Source organism: Cytobacillus kochii (genome assembly GCF_020171845.1).
In the GTDB taxonomy this organism is placed as follows: domain Bacteria; phylum Bacillota; class Bacilli; order Bacillales; family Cytobacillaceae; genus Cytobacillus; species Cytobacillus kochii.
In genome coordinates this window covers 29,884-50,068 of sequence record NZ_JAIVAM010000003.1, presented here as the reverse complement: position 1 = coordinate 50,068, position 20,185 = coordinate 29,884, and the positions used below count along the sequence as shown (strand labels likewise).

Below are 20,185 nucleotides of genomic sequence, written 5' to 3'. Positions count from 1 at the left end.
TAATCTATATTTATGCAGAGAAGAAAGCGGACATGACCAGTAATCGTCTTCAATACTAGTGTATTTATTATGTGAAAAAGTATTGATATGTACCCAGTTGCCTTTTCAATTCTAATCCCACTATATTAAAGAGGTTTGAGGTTTAATCAATTGTATTAGCTTACGCACGTTTCCATGAAAAAGTGTAACTAGTTGGTTCACAAATTGAAATCAAAAATACCACAGACAGTCATCTGTGGCATTATCTCAGTTTCTATCAACAATAATTTATTATAATTCAACAACTTCTCCAGCTTCCATTACTTTTACATCAGATCCTTTTACTAATTTAGCAAAAGCGTGTGGATCTTGTTTAATTGGTGGAAATGTATTGTAATGAACAGGAACGACTTGTTTCGGTTGCAGCAACTCTACAGCATAAGCAGCGTCCTCTGGCCCCATTGTAAAGTTATCACCAATCGGGATAAATGCTAAATCAATCGGATGTCTCTCTCCAATTAATTTCATATCCGAAAACAAACCTGTGTCTCCTGCATGATAGATTGTCTTACCATCAATTGTTAGTAAGACACCAGCCGGCATACCTAAATAAACAATTTGGTTATCTTCAGTTACGAGCCCTGTTCCGTGTAAAGCTGGAGTTAATTTCACTTTCCCAAAATCAAAATCATACGCACCACCAATACTCATGCCGTGTGCTTCAATACCATGGAAACCTAAATAATATGAGAGTTCTGCATTACATATCACTAGCGATTGATTCTTCTTAGCCAGTTCAATCGTGTCTCCTAAATGATCACCATGTCCGTGCGTTACGATAATAACATCCGGTTTTTCTTCTTCAACCTTAAGGTCTGTTAATTCATTCCCAGTAATAAATGGATCAAATAAAATTGTTTTATCCTCTGTTTTTACTTTTACGATAGAATGGCCATGAAATGATACTTTCACAAATGATTCTCCTTTCTGTTTTTCCTATGTAATTTTTTCAACATCAATATGAAGTTATCCTGTCTCTTCCCTTATTTCTTTCAATTTAAACAGTTCAAAAAGTTTACTTTTTCATATATAGTTGATACGCTTGCTTATAGCTTACTACATAAAGACCAGGAGGGACTACCATGAAGCAAAGAATGGATATTTTATCATCATGGATGAAAGAAAACAAAATTGATGTATCTTTTATTACATCAACAGAAAATGTATTTTACTTGAGCTCTTTTCATAGTGATCCTAATGAGCGTTTACTAGGATTAGCCGTTTTCCAAGATGCTGACCCTTTCCTTGTCTGTCCAAAAATGGAAATAGAGGATGCAAAAAACGCTGGTTGGAATGGTGATATTATTGGATATACAGATATTGAAAATCCATGGACAATGATTAATGATGCCATTGTTACACGTCTTTCAACAGTTAATAAAATAGCCATCGAAAAAGAACATATGAATGTTGAACGTTATGAGGCGGTGAAAGAACTTTACCCTCATGCAAGTATGGTATCTGCTGAAGAAAAGCTTCGCACATTACGAATGGTAAAAAGTGAAGAAGAGCTTGCGATTATTAAAGAAGCTACAGCTCTTGCAGATTTCGCTATTGAAACAGGTTGTGCTGCCATAGCTGAAGGAAAGACAGAACTGGAAGTTTTAGCTACAATCGAATATGAATTAAAGAAAAAAGGCGTTAATGAAATGTCCTTTTCAACAATGGTTCTAACTGGTAAAAACGGAGCATCTCCGCATGGTACACCAGGTATGACAAAAATTCAAAAAGGCGATCTAGTTCTATTTGATCTTGGTGTTGTTTGGAAAGGCTATTGTTCAGACATTACGAGAACGGTTGCTTATGGTGAAATAAATGAGAAACAAAAAGAAATTTATGACACCGTGCTCAAAGCACAATTAGCCGCAATAGCAGCATGTAAACCAGGTGCAAAAGCATCAGAGGTTGACTTAGCAGCAAGAAAAATTATTGCAGATGCTGGATATGGCGATTACTTCCCACATCGTCTCGGTCACGGACTTGGAATTTCCGTCCATGAATATCCTTCATTAACAGAAACAAATGATTTGCTTCTACAAGAAGGCATGGTATATACAATTGAACCAGGTATTTACGTACCAGGAGTTGCCGGTGTCCGTATCGAAGATGATCTTGTTCTAACAAAAGACGGAGCAATACCATTAACACAATTCCCAAAAGAGTTACAAATCATTAAATAACACAGAGAAGACCCCGAGTTTATTGACGGGGTCTTTTTTTATATCGTAATTTCAAAGACGATTGGCATCCAGTAATAAACCTGAACATACACATTAGGTTGTGTTTGTTCAGGTTTTATTTTACTTTGCTTCATTTCGAAAATAACTACTTTGAAACATACCAAAATTTATCGATGATCTGCTGTTGTTGAATTGGTTTTTTATACTGTGTGAACAAACTAACAACTACATAAAGTATGAAAGATAAGAACACTGGAACAACAACCGGGTGCACCCCTAATAAGTCCGGAAATAAACGGTCAATAATAATATAACTACTTACCCCTGTAATCATAGAAGCAAGAGCCCCATAGGCATTTCCTTTTTTCCAATAAAGCCCCATAATAATTGGCCAGATAAACGCTGCTTCTAAGCCACCAAAAGCAAATAAATTAAGCCAGATAAGAAGATCAGGTGGCTCTATACTTACAATATACACTAGAATACCAATGATGGCTGTCACAGATAACGTCAACTTTTTAATAAACTGATCTGTTGCTTTGTTATTAATATAATTTATGTAAATATCTTTCACCAACGATGAACTGACAAGAAGTAACAATGCGTTGACTGTTGAGATAACCGCTGCAATCGGAGCTGCCAACACAATTCCAGCTAACCATGAAGGTAAAATGGTTAGTGTCAATTGCGGCATCACCGTATCCCCTACTTCAATTCCAGGAATCACCACTCGTGCAAATACACCTGTAAGATGCATACCTAGCATAATAGCGCCTGTAACAAGTGTACCGATAATCATCGCCGTATGCATTGCCTTTGCGTTTTTGTAAGACATTGCTCTGACAGCAATTTGGGGCAAACCAACAACACCAACACCAACCAGAAGCCAAAAACTGGATACGTATAAAGGCGTTAGTGAACCGTCCGCACCAAAGGGTGTAATCAAGTTAGGATTTTCTACTGTTAATTTCTCGATAATATTCGGTACTCCACCACCAGCGATGATTGTTCCTACTAAAATAATAATTGTACCAATTATCATGATCATACCGAGAACTGTATCAGTGATGGCAACTGCACGAAAACCACCAATCACAACAAAAATAAGAACAGATAATGTAAAAATTAAAAGTGCTGATTGATACGACAATCCCATAAATGATTCTAATAATCGGCCACCACCAATCCACTGCGCAGACATAGAAGCGAATAAGAAAACAACTATACAAATTGACGATATGATGACTACCCATTTACTTTGATAGCGTTCTCTTAAGAAATCATTTAAAGTAACCGCTTTTGTCTTCCTAGAGATAATGGCAAACTTTTTACCTAAGATAGCAAGTGTAAAGTAGCCTGTTACCACCTGTGACATGGACAATAACACCCAGCCAAGACCCATATTATAAGCAATTCCAGGTCCACCGATGAAGCTTGACGCACTCCCATATGTAGCCACCATCGTCATCGCCAATAATAAGCCACCAAGATTTCTTCCACCTAGAAAATATTCTTGTAAAAAATCAGGTCCATGCTTTAAATATTTTGTTGCATAAATCCCAAAAAAGAATAGTGAACATAAAAAAATAATTAATGGTATAGCTACTCCCCAATTCATTGTTCTTCCTCCTCAAAAGGTACATCAGAGAACAAGAACTTAACAACCAACCAAACAATGACTGTAATAATTAGAAAACCTAACACGCAGCTATAGAAAAACCACGAAGGTAATCCAAAGATAAATTGATACTCTTCAACAGGCTTACTACCTAAGCCGTAGGCAAAAGAATACCATATGAAAAAGTTGATCATCGCAATACCGACACCGATAAGTGCTTCCCGATTAGCAACTTTATATCTTGGATCAAGCTTTTTTTGCTCCATCTTCTTCTCCCCCTTATTTAAACTTTCCCCTATCGTTCTATTCTAATATAAATAGCTATCAATGGACATGACCTATATAAATTGCTTCCTTTAACCAACCGTTTTTTACATCTATTAACATAGAGGGGTAATGACAATATATCTATCACAAAATTATTTTAACAGTAAAGGTGTTTTTGTCTACTCTTATGAAGTTTTTTTGAATACAAACTCAAAAGGCGCTTGTCATATGACAAAACGCCTTTTATATTACTTTAGCTTAATTCATCTTCATTGGTTTCGTTCGTCAATTGTTGGCGACTAACTGCACCACCGTTATATGCCTCCATTATTGAATCGCTAATAGATTGTTCTGCTTCATTTTCATCATACAATTGATTCCATTCATTTCTTTCTTCTTTTTTCAAGATTGTTCACTCCTTTGTCATTATTTTTTCCTCATTATTGTTTGAAAAATGGCTACATTTATTCATAAAAAGGGTATGTATAATAATAGGTAAAGGAGGAGATTTAAATGAGTAAACATTATGCAAACATTTTAGTCGCAGTAGATGGTTCAGTAGAAGCAGATGAGGCATTTAATCAAGCAATTGAAATGGTGAAGGATAGTGGTGCCAATCTCATTTTAGCTCATGTTGTCGATACTCGTACCAATGCTATTGAAGCTTATGATCACTCTACTTCTGTTAGAGCTACAGAATTTGCTGAAAACTTAATGGCACGTTATAAGGAAGTTTGTACTCAAGCAAACGTTACTAAAGTAGAGTATATAATCGAATATGGATCTCCCAAAATCATCATTACCAAAGATATCGCCAAAACAAAGCCAATCGATCTTATTATATGTGGAGCAACGGGGCTGAATGCTGTCGAACGCTTCTTAATTGGTAGTGTATCAGAATATATTACACGCCACGCACCTTGTGATGTACTTGTGGTCAGACCGAATAAATCCGCAAAGCAAAAAAGTGGGGAGGCAAACGCGGCAGAGAAGCACTCTTAAAAATAGCGAAGAAGAGCATGCGCATTTAGGCATGCTCTTCTTTATTTAACTTAGCTTTCGCTTTATCTATAGCGATTCTCACCTGGTCGAAGCCTGTTCCACCCGCGCTATTTCTTCTTTCAACAGCGGTATATGGATCAAGCACCTTATAAATATCCTCTTCAAATAAATCATTAACAGCTCTGTATTCCTCAAGTGATAGATCCATTAAGAAACAACCTTTTTGTACGCAAGTAAGCACGAGCTTACCAACGATTTCATGCGCTTCACGGAATGGTACACCTTTACTTGAAAGATAATCCGCTAGTTCAGTCGCATTAGAGAAATCATTCTTTGTCGCCTTCTCCATTTGTGTTGTCTTCACCTTCATTGTTTCAATCATACCAACAAAGATTTTTAGAGAACCAACGACCGTTTTGACAGTATCAAACATGCCTTCCTTATCTTCTTGCATATCTTTGTTATACGCAAGTGGTAAGCCTTTTAAAACAGTCAACATCCCCATAAGATTTCCGTATACTCGTCCCGTTTTACCGCGTATTAACTCAGCCATATCCGGGTTCTTCTTTTGCGGCATAATACTGCTTCCTGTTGCGAAACTATCATCTAATTCAATGAATTGAAATTCTTGACTTGACCAGAGAATCAATTCTTCACTTAATCGAGATAGATGCATCATCAGTGTTGAACTTGAAGATAAGAATTCCAAAATAAAATCACGATCACTCACAGCATCTAAGCTGTTTTCATAAATCCCTTCAAAACCAAGCAATTCGGCTGTTTGATAGCGATCAATCGGAAAAGTCGTTCCAGCCAATGCACCAGCTCCAAGTGGAGAAATGTTAATGCGTTTGAGGCTTTCTTGATAACGTTGTTTATCACGATCAAGCATCCAGAAGTATGCCATTAGGTGATGAGCAAATGAAATCGGTTGTGCTCTCTGTAAATGTGTATATCCTGGCATCACCGTTTCAACGTTCGCTTCCGCTTGTGTAAGTAATGCATGTTGCAGCTCTTCAACAAGCATAATAATGGTTTGAACCTGCTTCTTTAAATATAAATGCATATCAGTAGCAACTTGATCATTTCGGCTACGAGCTGTATGTAGCTTTCCGCCTACAGGACCGACAAGTTCAGTTAATGCACTTTCTAAGTTAAGGTGAATATCTTCAAGTTTAACTGAATACTCAATTTCTTCATTAGCAGCTTTTTCTTGTAATGTTTGCAAGCCAGATTTAATTTTTTCAGCATCCTCTTTGCTAATAATACCATTTGCAGAAAGCATTGTTACATGAGCAATGCTTCCTTGCAAATCTTCTTGTACTAGCTCCTGATCAAAGGAGATGGATGCGCCAAATTCATCGACCCATTCTTCAGCAGATTTGGTGAATCTGCCTCCCCAAAGCTTTTTCACACTGTCACCTTCTTGTTGCCTTGCACCGCACTTTGTACTTTTGTTGGTAGACCCCATAATTTAATGAAACCGATCGCTGCGTTATGATCAAATTCATCATCAGAAGTGTATGTGGCAAGTTTTTCATCATATAGAGTATAAGGAGACTTTCTTCCTTCAACAATCGCATGGCCTTTAAATAATTTCACTCTTACTGTCCCTGTTACGTATTTTTGCGACTCTTTTAAGAATGCTTGGAGTGCTGTTCTTAATTGAGAGAACCAAAGTCCGTTATAGATTAATTCAGCAACCTGCTTCTCAATAATTGGTTTAAAATGCGCTAATTCTTTCACAAGTGTTAAATCTTCCAGCTCTTTATGTGCTTTCATTAAAGTAGTAGCACCTGGCACTTCATAAATTTCACGAGATTTAATCCCTACTAAACGGTTCTCAACATGGTCAATACGTCCCACACCATGTTTTCCAGCAATGTAATTTAACTCTGTAATTAGCTGAGAAAGCATATATGATTTCCCATTTAATGTCACAGGTACGCCTTCCTCAAAACCGATCTCAATGATTTCTGGTGTATCTGGCGTATTTTCAAGACTATTTGTTAAATCATATGCATCTTCTGGTGGTGCAGCCCAAGGATCTTCTAGAATTCCGCACTCATTACTTCTCCCCCATAAGTTCTGATCAATAGAATATGGAGAATCTAATTGAATCGGTACAGGAATACCATTTTCTTTTGCATAAGCAATTTCTTCTTCACGAGACCATTTCCAATCACGCACTGGTGCCAATACTTCTAAGTCAGGATTTAATCCCGCAATAGCCACTTCAAAACGGACCTGATCATTCCCTTTACCGGTACATCCGTGTGCAACTGCAACCGCACCTTCTTTTTCAGCTACTTCCACTAATTTTTTTGCAATCAACGGACGAGAAAGCGCTGATACTAATGGATATTTATTTTCATATAATGCATGTGCTTGTAAGGCTACAAGGGCAAACTCTTGTGCGAATTCCTCTCTTGCATCAATCACGTAAGAAGCAACCGCACCAACCTGAAGTGCTTTTTCTTTTACGAAATCAAGGTCTTTTCCTTCACCAACATCTAAACAACAAGCAACAACAGCGTAACCTTGATCTCCTAACCATTTAATTGCAACTGAAGTATCTAAACCGCCTGAATAGGCAAGAACAACTTTTGGATTTGACATTTTTTATTTCCTCCTTGAAGTGGATACGTATAAATATTCAATAACTTATATTTTTATTCAACTGATTATGTTAATACTTTAACAACCTTTCCCTAAAATTGCAATAGGTTATCTACAATTTCTATAAAATATCCACAAATGCATAAATCCACATAAATATCCGTCCAACCGAAACAAGTGAAAGTGTAGAGAAGAGCAAAATTTACAGCATATATTGCAAATCATTATAAAAAAAGATAAAAACCTTATTGGCTTTTATCTTAGTTTCCTTACTCTTGTTTTTATTATTTATAGCAATGATTGCTAAGAGATTATCGCCTTATAAATAAGGTCTATTACCTTCCCATAATTACTAATAACTGACTGATCTCCCGCAAAAACATTTGGATTCTTATAAGGATTAATTACATGTGAATGTCTTTTATTTGTTAGTAAACATATGCCAAGTTGATTTTCCTTATCAATAACAGTCATCGTTCCTGTCCAACCTGTATGACCAATGGCAGTGCTCGGTGCACTTTCACTAAAGAATTGATGCATATGATCGTCACTATTTATCCTCCAACCTAATGCAAAAGAAGAGTCAGGGGACGAAGGGGTTGTAAACTGATTGATGGTTGACTGATTAAAAAGTTCAATATTCCCGTAGCCACCTCCATTTAACATCACTTGTAATAATACAGCCATTTCCCTACCAGTAGAAAATAGGCCAGCATGTCCTGATACACCCGCCATGCTATAAAACGCCTTTTCATCATGGACTTCGCCTTGTAATGTATGCTTCCTTATATAGGGAAAGGAAATGGCACCATCTCTTGTATTACCAAATAACTCAGTTGCGGCAAATTCATTTTGGCTTTCTCCTTTTTGTAAAGGATTATACTTAGTATGACTAAGGCCAAGGGGTTTATATATTTCCTTTTCAACATAATCGTCTAATGATACACCCGTCACTTCTTCAATAATCATCCCTAATAACATATAATCAATATCACTATATATTTGTGCTGTGTGGGGCGGATGCTTCAGTGGTGTAGCTATGACCATCTTTTTAGTTAACTCTCTATCTTGAGAATATAACACGCCCGCTTTTTTTGGATCGTGATAGTGTATACTGCTCGGTAGTCCAGCAGTATGCTGCAACAGATCGGTTACTGTTATCTTTGCTTTTCCTTTTATCTCATCGTTATCACGATCTTTAAATGCTGGTAAATAATATTGGACAGATTGCTTTAAGTCAACCTTCCCTTGGGAAACTAACTGTTGCATAGCAAAATTTGTACTGAACATTTTTGTATTTGATGCGAGGTCAAAAATCGTTGTTGTTTTCATTTTTATTGGTTGCGACAATTCGGAATGCCCATCATATCGTTTGGCGAATCCATACGCTGAATCCTTAATGATTTTTCCATCCTTAATGATTACTAAAACAGCACCAGGAAAACCACGCGATATTTCCGTTGTTATACATTCATCAACGACTTTTAAACGCTCACTACTGATACCCACATCTTCGGGCAGCCCTTTTTGTAATTGTGTAAAATAGTTTTTTTTTGCTTGCATGGTGTTTGTATTCGATTTAGCATTAGGAGGGGATGGAGAAAGGCAAAGCAGAATAAATAGAAGAATCCAAACGATATTTTTCAAAATTTGCCATTCCTTTCTCATTATAATTACTTTACTATATTCACTTGGCCAAGCAAACGGAAGGGTATATAGCTATGATTTGAAAAAGAAGATACACTTATAAATAATAAAAATTTTAGCAGGGGGGGTAAACAATGCATCAGCATTTTACGTTTAACCAAAGATTATCTATCGATTTACCGACTATAAAAAAGGATTGGGAGGCATTTTCATCTATTGAGCAACAACAAATTTTAGTACATTGGGAAACCATTCGTGGAAAAATCCCTGACCGGATAAAAAGTATAGAAGTTTTGATTAATAGGAAACAAGAAGAGCTCTCTAATGAAAGCGACTTTGAAACTTCTTGTAAGCTCAATCACGAAATTGCCGAATTAGCCTCACAAATCAATGAATTATGGCTGTGGTTCCGAACAGATCAAGATGTAACACTTAAAGGTCATTATTAATGAATAGGCCCGAACGTAAATGGTTCGGACTCATTCTCATTAAAATAAATCTTTACGCAATTCTTTCACGACATGACTGATCTCAGGTAATATCAATTTATTCATCGCTAATTTGACAGCACCAGAGGATCCAGGTGTACAAAACACTGCTTTATGCTTAATCACACCTGCTATTGCTCTGGACATAATGGCACTAGAACCGATATCCTCTGTATAACTCAGCATACGAAATAGCTCACCGAAGCCATCAATCTCTTTATCAAACAAACGTTGTACCGTTTCTATTGTGACATCACGTAGAGCAATGCCTGTACCACCATTCGTTAATATAATTTCAACATCCTCTTGGTTATATCCAGCTCGTACACTTTGTTCAATTGCGACACTTTCGTCTTTGACAATGTCATAGGCATTGACTTTATGACCCGCTTGTTCAAGTAATGCGATCATTAATTGCCCACTTTTATCTGTTTCCTTATCTCTTGTATCACTTACTGTGATGACTTTACAGCCTACAGTTAACGAATCTTTCTTATGTTCCGTTACGCTCATCGTTTACAATCACCCTGACTTATTTAATAGATAGCGATACTGATAATACTTATGAGCAAAGTCCGTTACATTTCTCGTTAATTGGTAATTAGTACCCGCTCCTATCGCCATACTAATGACTGGTATACCTTGTAACGTTTTTTTTCTAAGTAAAACAATCGCTACTGCTTTAAACATTTGTTTCATCGGTTGTTCTAACCATGTAATATCTGTTAATTCCTCTTTTCCCTCATAAAAATATAAATCGTCATGCTGTTCTAAGTCATTCATTAAGTCCTCCCAAGCTTCTCCTTGGATTCTCCTTGGTAAGGTAGCTGCATGAAAGACTTTTAATGAACTCATCATTTCAAATGGTGTATTGACTTCGACACCATAAGTCATGGCAATTAACTGCACGACTCTTAAATTAATGACAGCCATTGCCGGAATATCACTCCCTAGCATCATAAGCCCGCCAGTTCCTGTTGCACCGCCTTGTGCTAAAGAATACATTCGATGCCTAGCAATTTGCTGTTTAGCTATGTATGATAATTGATCAATCGTCAAAGCATTCATATCATGTAATGTATCAATATCTTTTTGAAAAATCCTTCCTGAAGACAGAATTCTTTCTTTTGCATCAAGCTGTAATTGTGATCCTTGAATGAGTGCATGTAAATGAAACATCCAACTATCCATCATTGAAAACACTTGCTTTTGTACATTCTCTGGTAATAATGCAAAAGAGTATTCTAAATAATGTTCATATGAACGCTCGATGTCATTCGCTTCGTAGCTATATAATTGATTTTCCCATTCACGGATTTCGTTAAGTACCATTTGTTCACGTGCAGATAATGGCATCTCCTTATCCTCCATTCGCTACTAGATTTTGTTAATAGTATAGCAAATTAACTGATAATAAGCACGTTGCTCTTATAATCAAAAAACTTACTATTACTAAATCACTTATTTGTTTTTGACTATAAAATTCTTTGATGAATGATAGCTGTTAGTCAGACGATTAAGATTTTCTAGGCTAACAAGGCGATTTTCTAAATGGTAGATAGAAAACCATCCTTTGCGATCTTTCATCGTTTACATAGAATGATATTTCCTTACCCATTTGCTTATAAAATATAAAAACCGACTCCACCAAAAAGGCGAGTCGGAGCAAATGTTCATTCCATTATGATATTAATTCAATCGTATCTCTTGCAATCATTACTTCTTCATTTGTAGGAATGATGATGACTTTTACCGGACTATGCGGATAATTTATAAACGCCTCACGCCCCCTGACTTTATTAAGAGCAGGGTCCCAATAAACACCCATAAACTCTAGTCCCCTTAATACTCTTTCTCTTACAACATCACTGTTTTCACCGATACCTGCAGTAAAGATTATCGCATCGACACCATACATTTTCGCTGCATATGAACCGATATATTTGTGAATATGGTTTGCGAATATTTCTAATGCTAATTCAGCACGATCATTGCCCTCTTCCGCTGCCATCTCAATATCTCTTAAATCACTTGAAAAACCAGTAACACCAAGCATACCACTTTGTTTATTTAATACATCTAACACTTCATCTGCTGACTTCTCCGTTTTTTGCATGATAAACGGAATGAGGGCAGGGTCAATATCTCCTGATCTTGTTCCCATAGTTACGCCAGCTAATGGCGTAAAGCCCATCGATGTATCGATAGACTTTCCACCTTCAATCGCTGCAATACTCGCACCATTACCTAAGTGGCAAGAAATTAATCGTAATTGCTCAAGTGGTCTCCCTAACAGTTCAGCTGCCCGTTCCGATACATATTTATGTGACGTTCCGTGGAATCCATACTTTCGTATACCATACTCAGTATAATAACTATACGGCAGACTATATAAATAAGAGCTTTCCGGCATTGATTGATGGAAGGCTGTATCAAAAACCGCTACTGCTGGAACATCTGGTAAGACACGTTTGAATGCTAAAATCCCCGTTAAATTTGCAGGATTATGTAGCGGAGCTAAATCAGATAGTTTACTGATTTTATCCATCACTTCATCTGTAATCAACACAGATTGCGAAAAATCTTCTCCACCGTGGACCACACGATGACCTACACCAACGATTTCATCAAGTTCAGCAATAATTTCATGTGCTGTTAACTCATTTAAAAGTAATTGCACAGCTACTTCATGATTGGGAATCTCTAGTTCTTTTGTTCTTTTTTCACCTTTCACTACTATTGTAAAAACCGCATGTGCTAATCCAATTCTTTCTACTATTCCTTTTGTAATTACTTTTTCTTCTGGCATATCGAATAATTGGAATTTCAAAGAAGAACTACCTGCATTAATCGCAATAATTTTTGTCAAATGATTCACTTCCTTATATCTAATATCTCCTACGCTATTTATAAAATCATCGTTTATTGATTGAATTATATCTCATCAAAAATTCATTTAAACATGAGTTTCATCATATTTCAAGAAATAATAACAGGAAATAGAAAATAGTTAAATTCTGAAATATTGTATTACATAAAATAAGACTTCCTTTTTACATGTCTGAATCATAATAATCGTGTACTAATGTAGTTTATAATCTGCAAAAACGAAAAAGGACCTCGGCAATTTTTTACCGAAATCCTTTCATTATCATTAGGAACCTTTGTTTTCTTTAATCCAATTACTCACTTTTGTTAAGACACGATCAACGTCATCTGCTTTTGACAAGGAAGGCAAATTGACAAGTAATGACTCTTTTGGAGGTTTGACAGCTTCACCTTTTTTCTGAAGGATAAATATACTTTTAGCTGCTTGTTCATTTTTGAATAAATTCAATGGTAAATGTAATAAACCTTGAATAATTGCGTACTTCTTCAAAAAGTCATGTAACTTTGGTGCTTGTGGACTTTCAAACAGACCGTTAGGAATTAATAAGAACAGAAATCCGCCCTCTTTTACATGTTTAAAGCTTTGTTCTATAAATAAGTGATGGGCATAAGCATGACCTTCATCAGCTTTAAGCTCATAATCTTGCGCGCGTAAATCGTTTGGATAATAGCCAACTGGTAAATCACTTACAACCACATCTACTTCATTGATGAATAATGGCTCTAAGCTATCTTGATTGTAGAAGCGGATAGGATGCTCCTGCCAGTTCGCATTCACATAAGCAAGTTTAATCAAGAGATCATCAATTTCCACACCTGTTGCTTCTACCACTTTACCAGATTGTGCATTCATCACTGTTGTGATGAGGTTACCGGTTCCAACCGCTGGATCTAATAAGGAGAAAGAAGATTGATCAATAAACTTATTAACTAAATACCCCATTAACAAACCAATAGAGTCTGGTGTCATTTGATGGTTAGGTTGAACATTTTCTTTCATGCCTTTAAGAATAGCCAGCTGAAATCCCTTTCTTAAATCTTCTTTTTCAAATTTACTTATATGAAAGGATTCATAACTTTTCTCAAGTCGCTTGGTTGTCAGTTCGCTTAGTTCCTCTTGAAGTATTGCTCCTTGAAAGACATTTTCTCCCGTTTCTGCTAATGCCTCAAGATATGTAACATTTAATTCTTCCTTCAATAACTCCGCCGTTTCATTTAATAATGTAAACACTTCTTCCACCGGCAAAACTTTCATTGTTCATCATCGCTCCCGTTCCTATACTATATCTCCTTATTGTACCTAGCTTTATAACCATTCACAAGTAATGAAGTTTATTTCATATATTCTAACAAATTGATTTTAATAAAAAACGAAGGAAAACATTTCTATACTTGCGCTAATTTTGACTATCTATAAGGGATAGTATGCTCTACTAGAGAGGAGGCTGTGGTAAATGAAACATGTCATGTAGAGCTTTTTACAGTGGGAGAGCTGCAAAGCGACAACTGATAGAACAACGAAATGGTGAGAGGAGATTGTACTAAAAAGCACAAGCAACTTCTGAAAATGATTCAGAAACTGCTCGTGCTTTATCATTTTATCCTACTTATTTTGCTGATTTTGCTGCTTCAATTGCCGCTTCGTAGTTTGGATGATCTGTTCCTTCTCCAACATATTCTACATAAACCACTTGGTCATTAGAATCTACAACAAATACCGAACGAGCTAACAAACGAAGCTCTTGCATTACAACACCATACGCTTCACCAAAAGATAAATCTCTATGATCTGAAAGAGTTTGCACATTTTCTAATCCGGAAGCAGCACACCAGCGTTTTTGAGCAAATGGAAGGTCCACACTAACGGTTAATACCTCTACATTATCTAGTCCAGATGCTTCTTCATTAAACTTTCTTGTTTGTGCATCACAAACGCCTGTATCAACTGAAGGAACCACACTAATTAAACGGATTTTCCCTTTTGTATTAGCTAGAGTAACTTCAGATAAATCATTGGCTAAGACAGAGAACTGAGGCGCCTGATCCCCAACTTTCACTTCACTTCCTAGCAGTGTAACAGGATTCCCTTTAAATGTAACTGATGCCATCATAACTTCCTCCTTTATTTATAAGTATGTACGTTTAAATGATAGCTTTTCAGAATCTTTTTTGCAATTGAAATGAATCCAATGAAAAAAAGACAGGCACAAAAAAATCCGAACGATTCAAACCTCCTACAGTCGAATTTGAATATTGTTCAGATTTTTAATTGAAACATATTAGATTAAAAGTCTAAATTATTTTTCTCTTGATGATCTTTCTCATTTGATGATTCTTCTTTTTGGTCCTTTTTATTAAATAAATGTTGGATTTTATCTACTGCTTGAGGTGCTAAATCTAAGATTTTTTCGTATAGATGAGTGCTCTCATCTAAATGAACCATTTTTACTTCATGAGAGTTAACGATAAGAAATGCGATTGGTGTGATAGAAACACCTCCACCGCTACCTCCACCAAAAGGATGACCCTTTGATTCACCATTATTGCTATCTTTTTTGCTTGCATCCATCATAAACTCCGAGCCTCCAGCAGCAAAACCAAAGCCCACTTTTGAAACTGTAATAATTACACTGCCATCGGGTGTTTCTACTGGGTCACCAATTATCGTATTTACATCTACCATTTCTTTCAGGTTTTCCATTGCAGTTGTCATCAAGCCTTGTATTGGATGATCAGACATTCTCAATCGCCCCTTCTCATCTAGTATGTTTTAGGTTTATCACCTGATAAAACAGAAAGCTGACTTGTCTTAAAATGAGCTTTGCCACCTTTCCAAAATTTAATCAGTTTAAATCCTGCAAGCATAGCATGCCCGATACGAAATTGAATCATACATATAAAAGAGGTTTGGGCAACCGCAAATTGAAACTGTGGAGAAATAGCAATATCCGGTCTTGTCTTTAATTTCATATAATGGCTTAACACACCAATTATACTGCCTTTCACAGACCAAAACCCACCCGTTAAGACACCCGTTAACGCTGCATTACCTACACCAATAACTGTATGCCAACGCAGCTGACGAACAATGACCTTACTCATGAAATGACGAATAATATGATACAGAGAAACAACATGCTTTAAGAGCTCATCCATATCCTTAAAGCTATTTAACAAATCTTCTGCAGTAATATTCTTCGAGTCCTCTTTCGTCTCTCCTCCTGATGCTGTTTTTTCTTCCTTTATTTTAATTTCTGCATTTTGCGGATCAACTTCCATCAAAGGTATATCAATTGTATACTTGAGCCATTTCCAAAATTTTAACTTTATACTAAGGTGACTTTGTTTATCATAATGATAAAAGTGAACAGTAATGGAGAGTTTTGAAAATAATATAACTAAAATAAGAAGTAAAAATAAGAGAATAAGACCAGCAATTATGATGAACCAAACCATATGAGCACCCCTGCCTTTCAAGCAATTAGTATGGTCATTTTCACCTTTTGTTAAACTTTAAATCCAATTAATATGGGTTATCATTTAAATTTTTTCAAAATAGCATTTCTTAACTTCTAATCTTGGATAAGAAAAAATGATTCTACATCAATCTCATAAACTGATTCTTTTGCATAATAAAAAAGCCATCCCTTACAGGAATGACTTTTATATGCCTAGCTATTCAATTATCTCTCATGGACAACTGTTGTATCAGCAAATAGGTCATGTATGCCCTTCTTTTTTGGATGAAAGGCAACGACAAGGTAAGGAAGCATCATCACTGTACCTGAAATGAAGCGACCAATCCACTCTCTAAAAAGAATCGTTCCCCATGAAAGCTTGCCTCCGTCTATTTGTATGACTCTTAAACCGAATACCATTTTTCCTAGAGTTTGCCCGAGGTATTTCGTCATAAGAACAAAATACAAATAGAAGGTCAACGCGGTTGCAATGGCGACAGCAGAAAAGTAAGATGAATTATTTAAAGAAACATCTAACGCTCTAAAAACAGGGTAAATAAGGATACCATTAATGCTACCAATAATTAGCCAATCTAATAAATACGCCCAAAATCTCATCCAAAACCCCGCTAACCGATATTCTTCAGTCATTGTTATCAATTGCCCAGGTTGTTCGGAAAGCACCGCTTCTTCAGAACCTTCTTGTTGGAACAATTCCTTATTTTTTGGTTCGTCTTGATTATGCATCCTAAAGCGCCTCCTTTCTATTCAGCATATAAATACATTAGGCGTGGGGAATTCGGCTGTGTAAGAAGCTTCATTACACCTTCCATTTGCAGATCATTCCCAGCAACTTTATTTGCTGCTACACTAAGAAGTGAGCCAAAACCAACATTATCGCTATATTGAATAACAGCAGCGTCTTCTAAGCCCACATCGTTTTTCATCTCATTAATGACATCTTCTGCATAGCCTAACCCGTCAATCAATTGATTATCTAATGCTTGGCGACCATCATAGATACGACCATCTGCTAGTTCACGGACTTGATTTTCTGACATCTCTCGCCCAGAAGCAATCACTTCTACGAATCCTTGATAAGCATTATCAATCATATCTTGTAAAATATTTTGTTCTTCTTTAGTCATTTCTCTCGTTTGACTCATAATATCTTTAAATTCGCCACTTTTAATTGTATTAAATTCAATGCCTATCTTATCTGCAAGCTCAGTAATGTTTACCCCTTGCATGATGACACCTAATGAACCTGTCATTGTATCTGCACTAGCGAAGATTTTTTCCGCCGGAGCTGAAATATAATACCCACCAGACGCGGCCATAGAACCCATAGAAATATACACAGGTTTATTCGCCTCTTCTTGAATTTCAACAATTTTATCGTGAATTTGCGCACTTTCAACAACGCCCCCACCTGGTGTATTCACTTTAATTACAACACCTTTAACAGTGGTATCATCTTTCACATGGTTTAATAATTTCATAAAACGATTGTGGTTATATGTAGAAGTTGCTAATAATGAGCCACTCTCACCCGTATCCTGAATCGTCCCATTTAAATTTAATACAGCAATTTTATTTAAAGAGTCTCCTGTTTCGATCATTTCTTCAGTAAAAGAATCTTCGCCTGTGGCCATCAAGTTTGAAAAGGTATCTTCAAAATTTGTTGACGCCACGTTAGACATGAAATTAATTCCTACCGAAAAGACAAATAAAACAGCAGCAATTCCCAAGGCAGCCCATCTCTTTGCTGTCATTCCATCATTCCTCCTTTGAATTATACATCATCTTCTCATAGAATAAGAATGAGAAGAGTAGGTTATCTCTTCTTATGATAGCAAAAAATGTCACTTCTTCAAATCATAAGCACCTTTATTCATTCTATCTTTCCAACACATTTTTTATGAAACATTAAAGGAGGTTTTTTTCATGCATCAACGACTTTTATATTTCTACCATAAACAAGACGCCGAAACACTTGTAATTGTTGAAAACTTAAAACAACAAGCAACCCATCATGGATTTACTATAGTAACAGATCCGAGAGATGCGACCATTATTGTTAGTATTGGAGAAGATGGGGCTTTCTTACAAGCAGTAAGGAAAACGGGATTTCGTGATGATTGTCTATACGCTGGAATTTCGACACATGGGCCATTAGGTATTTACTGTGACTTCCAATTAAATGAGCCTTCGAAAATGCTAGAAGCAGCACAAAATGAAAATATAGAAGTACGTAAATACCCCACAATCCAAGTTACAGTTGATGGTGAAACCTCGTTTCAGTGTTTAAATGAATTCTCCATCCGTTCTAGTATTATCAAAACATTAGTGATGGAAATCTATATTGATGGTCAATTATTTGAAACATTCCGTGGAGATGGAATGATTGTTTCCACTCCTACTGGTAGTACCGCTTATAATAAATCTGTCAACGGTGCGATCGTAGACCCCATGCTACCTTGTCTACAAGTAAGCGAACTTGCCTCTTTAAATAATAATAAATATCGCACACTAGGTTCTTCATTTATTTTAGGAGAGCAAAGAACCTTAACATTAAAGATTACACACGAGGGAAATGATCACCCTATCATGGGGATGGATAATGAAGCGTTAAGTATCCAGCATGTAGATGAAATAAAAATTACCTTAAGTCCGCACAGTATAAAAACCGTTAAGCTAAAAGACAACTCCTTTTGGGAAAAAGTGAAGAGAACCTTTTTATAAAGAATTGTCAGGACAACAAATAAACGCTATGTAATAAGTGTTTGAACCGAATGGTAATATCGAAAAGAAAAGCCGTTGAAATTTTAAGATCATAAAATTTCAACGGCTTTATTCTAAATGGTATATCCAATAGTTAAAGTTGAAGATCCACCAACTTAAATGACCTTCATTTAAGAAAACTGCCGATACCGGATAAGATATTAGACAAAGGTGATATCAGCCGAATCTTCACATTCCTACTTGTTTTCCTCTGGCTATTTTACTTTCCCATAATAAAACCCATTTTGTACGGGATAGAGAATAGATACTCAGCGAAATCCATATAAACAAAAAGGATAAGAAATGTGCTTTGGAGAAATATTCACCATATACAAACACACCTAAAATAAGCATGATTGTTGGCGCAATGTATTGTAAAAAACCTACCATTGAGAGAGGTATTCTTTGGACCCCGTTAGCAAAAAGCAGTAAAGGTACGGCTGTTGCTACTCCAGCACCTATCAACAATAAATCTAAACCGACATTTTCATGAAACAGCATCTGTCGTTGTTGCACAAACAAACTACCCATATATAGTAAAGCAATGGGTGTAATGACCATCGTTTCAAGTGTAAGACCAATGGCTGCATCTACTTTCACCATTTTTTTCGCTAACCCATACAGTGCGAAGGTTAAAGCAAGTAAAAAGGAAATCCAAGGAAATGAACCATACGAAACTGTTAAGATAATCACACCAATGGCTGCTAGGGCAAAAGAAACATATTGAGAAACAGATAACCGCTCTTTAAATACGACCATCCCTAGTAGGACACTAATCAACGGATTAATATAGTATCCCATACTTGTTTCAATGATTTGTCCATTATTTACAGCCCATATAAAGATAAACCAATTCGCACTTACTAATAGAGAAGCTATAATTAATCCGTACAACTGCTTCTTTGTTTGCCATAGTCCTTTTACAACAGTCATAAAAGCACGCAATTTACCTAATAATAGCAATAGAATCAGCATGAAAAAAAAGCTCCAAATGACTCGGTTAGCAAGTGTTTCTCCAGCACTAACCCCACCTATCAACTTCCAATAAATCGGCAGTATTCCCCATAACACATACGATAAACCTGCATAAATTACACCTTGCTTAACATCTTGCGCCATTTCCCATCCTCAATTCTTTCTATTATCGAAATAAAATGTATTATACGCCTAAAAGAATGGAATAGACAATAGTTT

21 protein-coding genes are annotated in these 20,185 nt (G+C 36.3%); 4 read left to right on the top strand and 17 right to left on the bottom strand.

What is annotated here, in order from left to right; translation table 11 throughout:
• Window positions 1–270 precede the first annotated feature (270 nt).
• Window positions 271–951: a metal-dependent hydrolase gene (locus LCM23_RS03740; RefSeq protein WP_224935770.1), complete on the bottom strand. Its 681-nt coding sequence runs from the start codon at window positions 949–951 to the stop codon at window positions 271–273.
• Window positions 952–1,121: 170 nt separating this feature from the next.
• On the opposite strand from LCM23_RS03740, the gene LCM23_RS03735 reads away from it, so the two are divergent.
• On the top strand, window positions 1,122–2,219 hold the full coding sequence (locus LCM23_RS03735; RefSeq protein WP_224935769.1) for a M24 family metallopeptidase: 1,098 nt from the start codon (window positions 1,122–1,124) through the stop codon (window positions 2,217–2,219).
• Between the two features lie 145 nt (window positions 2,220–2,364).
• On the opposite strand, the gene panF is transcribed toward LCM23_RS03735, so the two are convergent.
• The 3 genes from panF to LCM23_RS03720 all read right to left on the bottom strand — a co-directional run bounded on the left by panF (window position 2,365) and on the right by LCM23_RS03720 (window position 4,510).
• Window positions 2,365–3,837, bottom strand: a complete 1,473-nt coding sequence (gene panF, locus LCM23_RS03730; protein WP_224935768.1) for a sodium/pantothenate symporter — start codon at window positions 3,835–3,837, stop codon at window positions 2,365–2,367.
• A complete protein-coding gene (locus LCM23_RS03725) occupies window positions 3,834–4,103 on the bottom strand; it encodes a YhdT family protein (RefSeq protein ID WP_224935767.1) in 270 nt (89 codons plus the stop codon). The genes panF and LCM23_RS03725 overlap by 4 nt, the downstream gene beginning before the upstream one ends.
• A 254-nt stretch (window positions 4,104–4,357) precedes the next feature.
• On the bottom strand, window positions 4,358–4,510 hold the full coding sequence (locus LCM23_RS03720) for a hypothetical protein (RefSeq protein ID WP_157733921.1): 153 nt from the start codon (window positions 4,508–4,510) through the stop codon (window positions 4,358–4,360).
• Window positions 4,511–4,617: 107 nt separating this feature from the next.
• Between LCM23_RS03720 and LCM23_RS03715 the strand changes: the two genes are divergently transcribed.
• Entirely contained in the window at window positions 4,618–5,106 is a 489-nt protein-coding gene (locus tag LCM23_RS03715; protein ID WP_224935766.1) for a universal stress protein, read from the top strand.
• A gap of 25 nt (window positions 5,107–5,131) precedes the next feature.
• Here the strand turns inward: LCM23_RS03715 and argH are convergent, their stop codons facing one another.
• From argH to pbp4b, 3 genes are all read right to left on the bottom strand, one after another.
• The gene (gene argH / locus LCM23_RS03710; protein WP_224935765.1) at window positions 5,132–6,520 is read right to left on the bottom strand and encodes an argininosuccinate lyase; all 1,389 of its coding nucleotides are present in this window, start codon (window positions 6,518–6,520) and stop codon (window positions 5,132–5,134) included.
• The gene (locus LCM23_RS03705; protein ID WP_095372287.1) at window positions 6,517–7,725 is read right to left on the bottom strand and encodes an argininosuccinate synthase; all 1,209 of its coding nucleotides are present in this window, start codon (window positions 7,723–7,725) and stop codon (window positions 6,517–6,519) included. Before LCM23_RS03705 ends, argH begins: the two co-directional genes overlap by 4 nt.
• A gap of 303 nt (window positions 7,726–8,028) precedes the next feature.
• Window positions 8,029–9,372 carry a penicillin binding protein PBP4B gene (gene pbp4b / locus LCM23_RS03700; protein WP_224935764.1) on the bottom strand — a complete coding sequence of 448 codons (1,344 nt, stop codon included), beginning with the start codon at window positions 9,370–9,372 and terminating at the stop codon, window positions 8,029–8,031.
• 134 nt (window positions 9,373–9,506) lie between these two features.
• Here pbp4b and LCM23_RS03695 point away from each other — a divergent pair, with 134 nt between their 5' ends.
• Complete coding sequence (locus LCM23_RS03695) at window positions 9,507–9,821, top strand: hypothetical protein (protein ID WP_224935763.1); 315 nt, start codon at window positions 9,507–9,509, stop codon at window positions 9,819–9,821.
• A 39-nt stretch (window positions 9,822–9,860) separates the two neighbouring features.
• On the opposite strand, the gene LCM23_RS03690 is transcribed toward LCM23_RS03695, so the two are convergent.
• From LCM23_RS03690 to sppA, 9 genes are all read right to left on the bottom strand, one after another.
• Complete coding sequence (locus LCM23_RS03690) at window positions 9,861–10,373, bottom strand: MogA/MoaB family molybdenum cofactor biosynthesis protein (RefSeq protein ID WP_224935762.1); 513 nt, start codon at window positions 10,371–10,373, stop codon at window positions 9,861–9,863.
• A 9-nt stretch (window positions 10,374–10,382) separates the two neighbouring features.
• Window positions 10,383–11,216, bottom strand: a complete 834-nt coding sequence (locus tag LCM23_RS03685) for an EcsC family protein (protein ID WP_095372283.1) — start codon at window positions 11,214–11,216, stop codon at window positions 10,383–10,385.
• Between the two features lie 325 nt (window positions 11,217–11,541).
• Complete coding sequence (locus LCM23_RS03680; protein ID WP_095372282.1) at window positions 11,542–12,729, bottom strand: acetate kinase; 1,188 nt, start codon at window positions 12,727–12,729, stop codon at window positions 11,542–11,544.
• Window positions 12,730–13,014: 285 nt separating this feature from the next.
• Entirely contained in the window at window positions 13,015–14,004 is a 990-nt protein-coding gene (locus LCM23_RS03675) for a class I SAM-dependent methyltransferase (RefSeq protein WP_224935761.1), read from the bottom strand.
• A gap of 352 nt (window positions 14,005–14,356) precedes the next feature.
• Window positions 14,357–14,857, bottom strand: coding sequence for a thiol peroxidase (tpx, locus tag LCM23_RS03670; RefSeq protein WP_095372280.1), 501 nt, complete (start codon window positions 14,855–14,857; stop codon window positions 14,357–14,359).
• Between the two features lie 176 nt (window positions 14,858–15,033).
• A complete protein-coding gene (gene ytfJ, locus LCM23_RS03665; RefSeq protein WP_224935760.1) occupies window positions 15,034–15,489 on the bottom strand; it encodes a GerW family sporulation protein in 456 nt (151 codons plus the stop codon).
• A gap of 20 nt (window positions 15,490–15,509) precedes the next feature.
• Window positions 15,510–16,205: a DUF2953 domain-containing protein gene (locus tag LCM23_RS03660; RefSeq protein ID WP_224935759.1), complete on the bottom strand. Its 696-nt coding sequence runs from the start codon at window positions 16,203–16,205 to the stop codon at window positions 15,510–15,512.
• Between the two features lie 227 nt (window positions 16,206–16,432).
• Window positions 16,433–16,858: an RDD family protein gene (locus tag LCM23_RS03655; RefSeq protein WP_224936189.1), complete on the bottom strand. Its 426-nt coding sequence runs from the start codon at window positions 16,856–16,858 to the stop codon at window positions 16,433–16,435.
• A 113-nt stretch (window positions 16,859–16,971) separates the two neighbouring features.
• Complete coding sequence (gene sppA / locus LCM23_RS03650; protein WP_224935758.1) at window positions 16,972–17,982, bottom strand: signal peptide peptidase SppA; 1,011 nt, start codon at window positions 17,980–17,982, stop codon at window positions 16,972–16,974.
• 172 nt (window positions 17,983–18,154) lie between these two features.
• Between sppA and LCM23_RS03645 the strand changes: the two genes are divergently transcribed.
• The gene (locus tag LCM23_RS03645; protein WP_224935757.1) at window positions 18,155–18,952 is read left to right on the top strand and encodes an NAD kinase; all 798 of its coding nucleotides are present in this window, start codon (window positions 18,155–18,157) and stop codon (window positions 18,950–18,952) included.
• 228 nt (window positions 18,953–19,180) lie between these two features.
• On the opposite strand, the gene rarD is transcribed toward LCM23_RS03645, so the two are convergent.
• A complete protein-coding gene (gene rarD, locus LCM23_RS03640; RefSeq protein WP_224935756.1) occupies window positions 19,181–20,110 on the bottom strand; it encodes an EamA family transporter RarD in 930 nt (309 codons plus the stop codon).
• Window positions 20,111–20,185: the final 75 nt, after the last annotated feature.

What these genes read in the sequence shown, in the direction of transcription:
- LCM23_RS03725 (WP_224935767.1), bottom strand. Translation starts at nt 4,103, where the DNA reads ATGGAGCAAAAAAAGCTTGATCCAAGATATAAAGTTGCTAATCGGGAA.
- tpx (WP_095372280.1), bottom strand. Translation starts at nt 14,857, where the DNA reads ATGGCATCAGTTACATTTAAAGGGAATCCTGTTACACTGCTAGGAAGT.
- panF (WP_224935768.1), bottom strand. Translation starts at nt 3,837, where the DNA reads ATGAATTGGGGAGTAGCTATACCATTAATTATTTTTTTATGTTCACTA.
- LCM23_RS03675 (WP_224935761.1), bottom strand. Translation starts at nt 14,004, where the DNA reads ATGAAAGTTTTGCCGGTGGAAGAAGTGTTTACATTATTAAATGAAACG.
- rarD (WP_224935756.1), bottom strand. Translation starts at nt 20,110, where the DNA reads ATGGCGCAAGATGTTAAGCAAGGTGTAATTTATGCAGGTTTATCGTAT.
- LCM23_RS03735 (WP_224935769.1), top strand. Translation starts at nt 1,122, where the DNA reads ATGAAGCAAAGAATGGATATTTTATCATCATGGATGAAAGAAAACAAA.
- LCM23_RS03715 (WP_224935766.1), top strand. Translation starts at nt 4,618, where the DNA reads ATGAGTAAACATTATGCAAACATTTTAGTCGCAGTAGATGGTTCAGTA.
- sppA (WP_224935758.1), bottom strand. Translation starts at nt 17,982, where the DNA reads ATGACAGCAAAGAGATGGGCTGCCTTGGGAATTGCTGCTGTTTTATTT.
- LCM23_RS03645 (WP_224935757.1), top strand. Translation starts at nt 18,155, where the DNA reads ATGCATCAACGACTTTTATATTTCTACCATAAACAAGACGCCGAAACA.
- LCM23_RS03685 (WP_095372283.1), bottom strand. Translation starts at nt 11,216, where the DNA reads ATGCCATTATCTGCACGTGAACAAATGGTACTTAACGAAATCCGTGAA.
- LCM23_RS03660 (WP_224935759.1), bottom strand. Translation starts at nt 16,205, where the DNA reads ATGGTTTGGTTCATCATAATTGCTGGTCTTATTCTCTTATTTTTACTT.
- ytfJ (WP_224935760.1), bottom strand. Translation starts at nt 15,489, where the DNA reads ATGTCTGATCATCCAATACAAGGCTTGATGACAACTGCAATGGAAAAC.
- LCM23_RS03655 (WP_224936189.1), bottom strand. Translation starts at nt 16,858, where the DNA reads ATGACTGAAGAATATCGGTTAGCGGGGTTTTGGATGAGATTTTGGGCG.
- LCM23_RS03690 (WP_224935762.1), bottom strand. Translation starts at nt 10,373, where the DNA reads ATGAGCGTAACGGAACATAAGAAAGATTCGTTAACTGTAGGCTGTAAA.
- LCM23_RS03705 (WP_095372287.1), bottom strand. Translation starts at nt 7,725, where the DNA reads ATGTCAAATCCAAAAGTTGTTCTTGCCTATTCAGGCGGTTTAGATACT.
- LCM23_RS03695 (WP_224935763.1), top strand. Translation starts at nt 9,507, where the DNA reads ATGCATCAGCATTTTACGTTTAACCAAAGATTATCTATCGATTTACCG.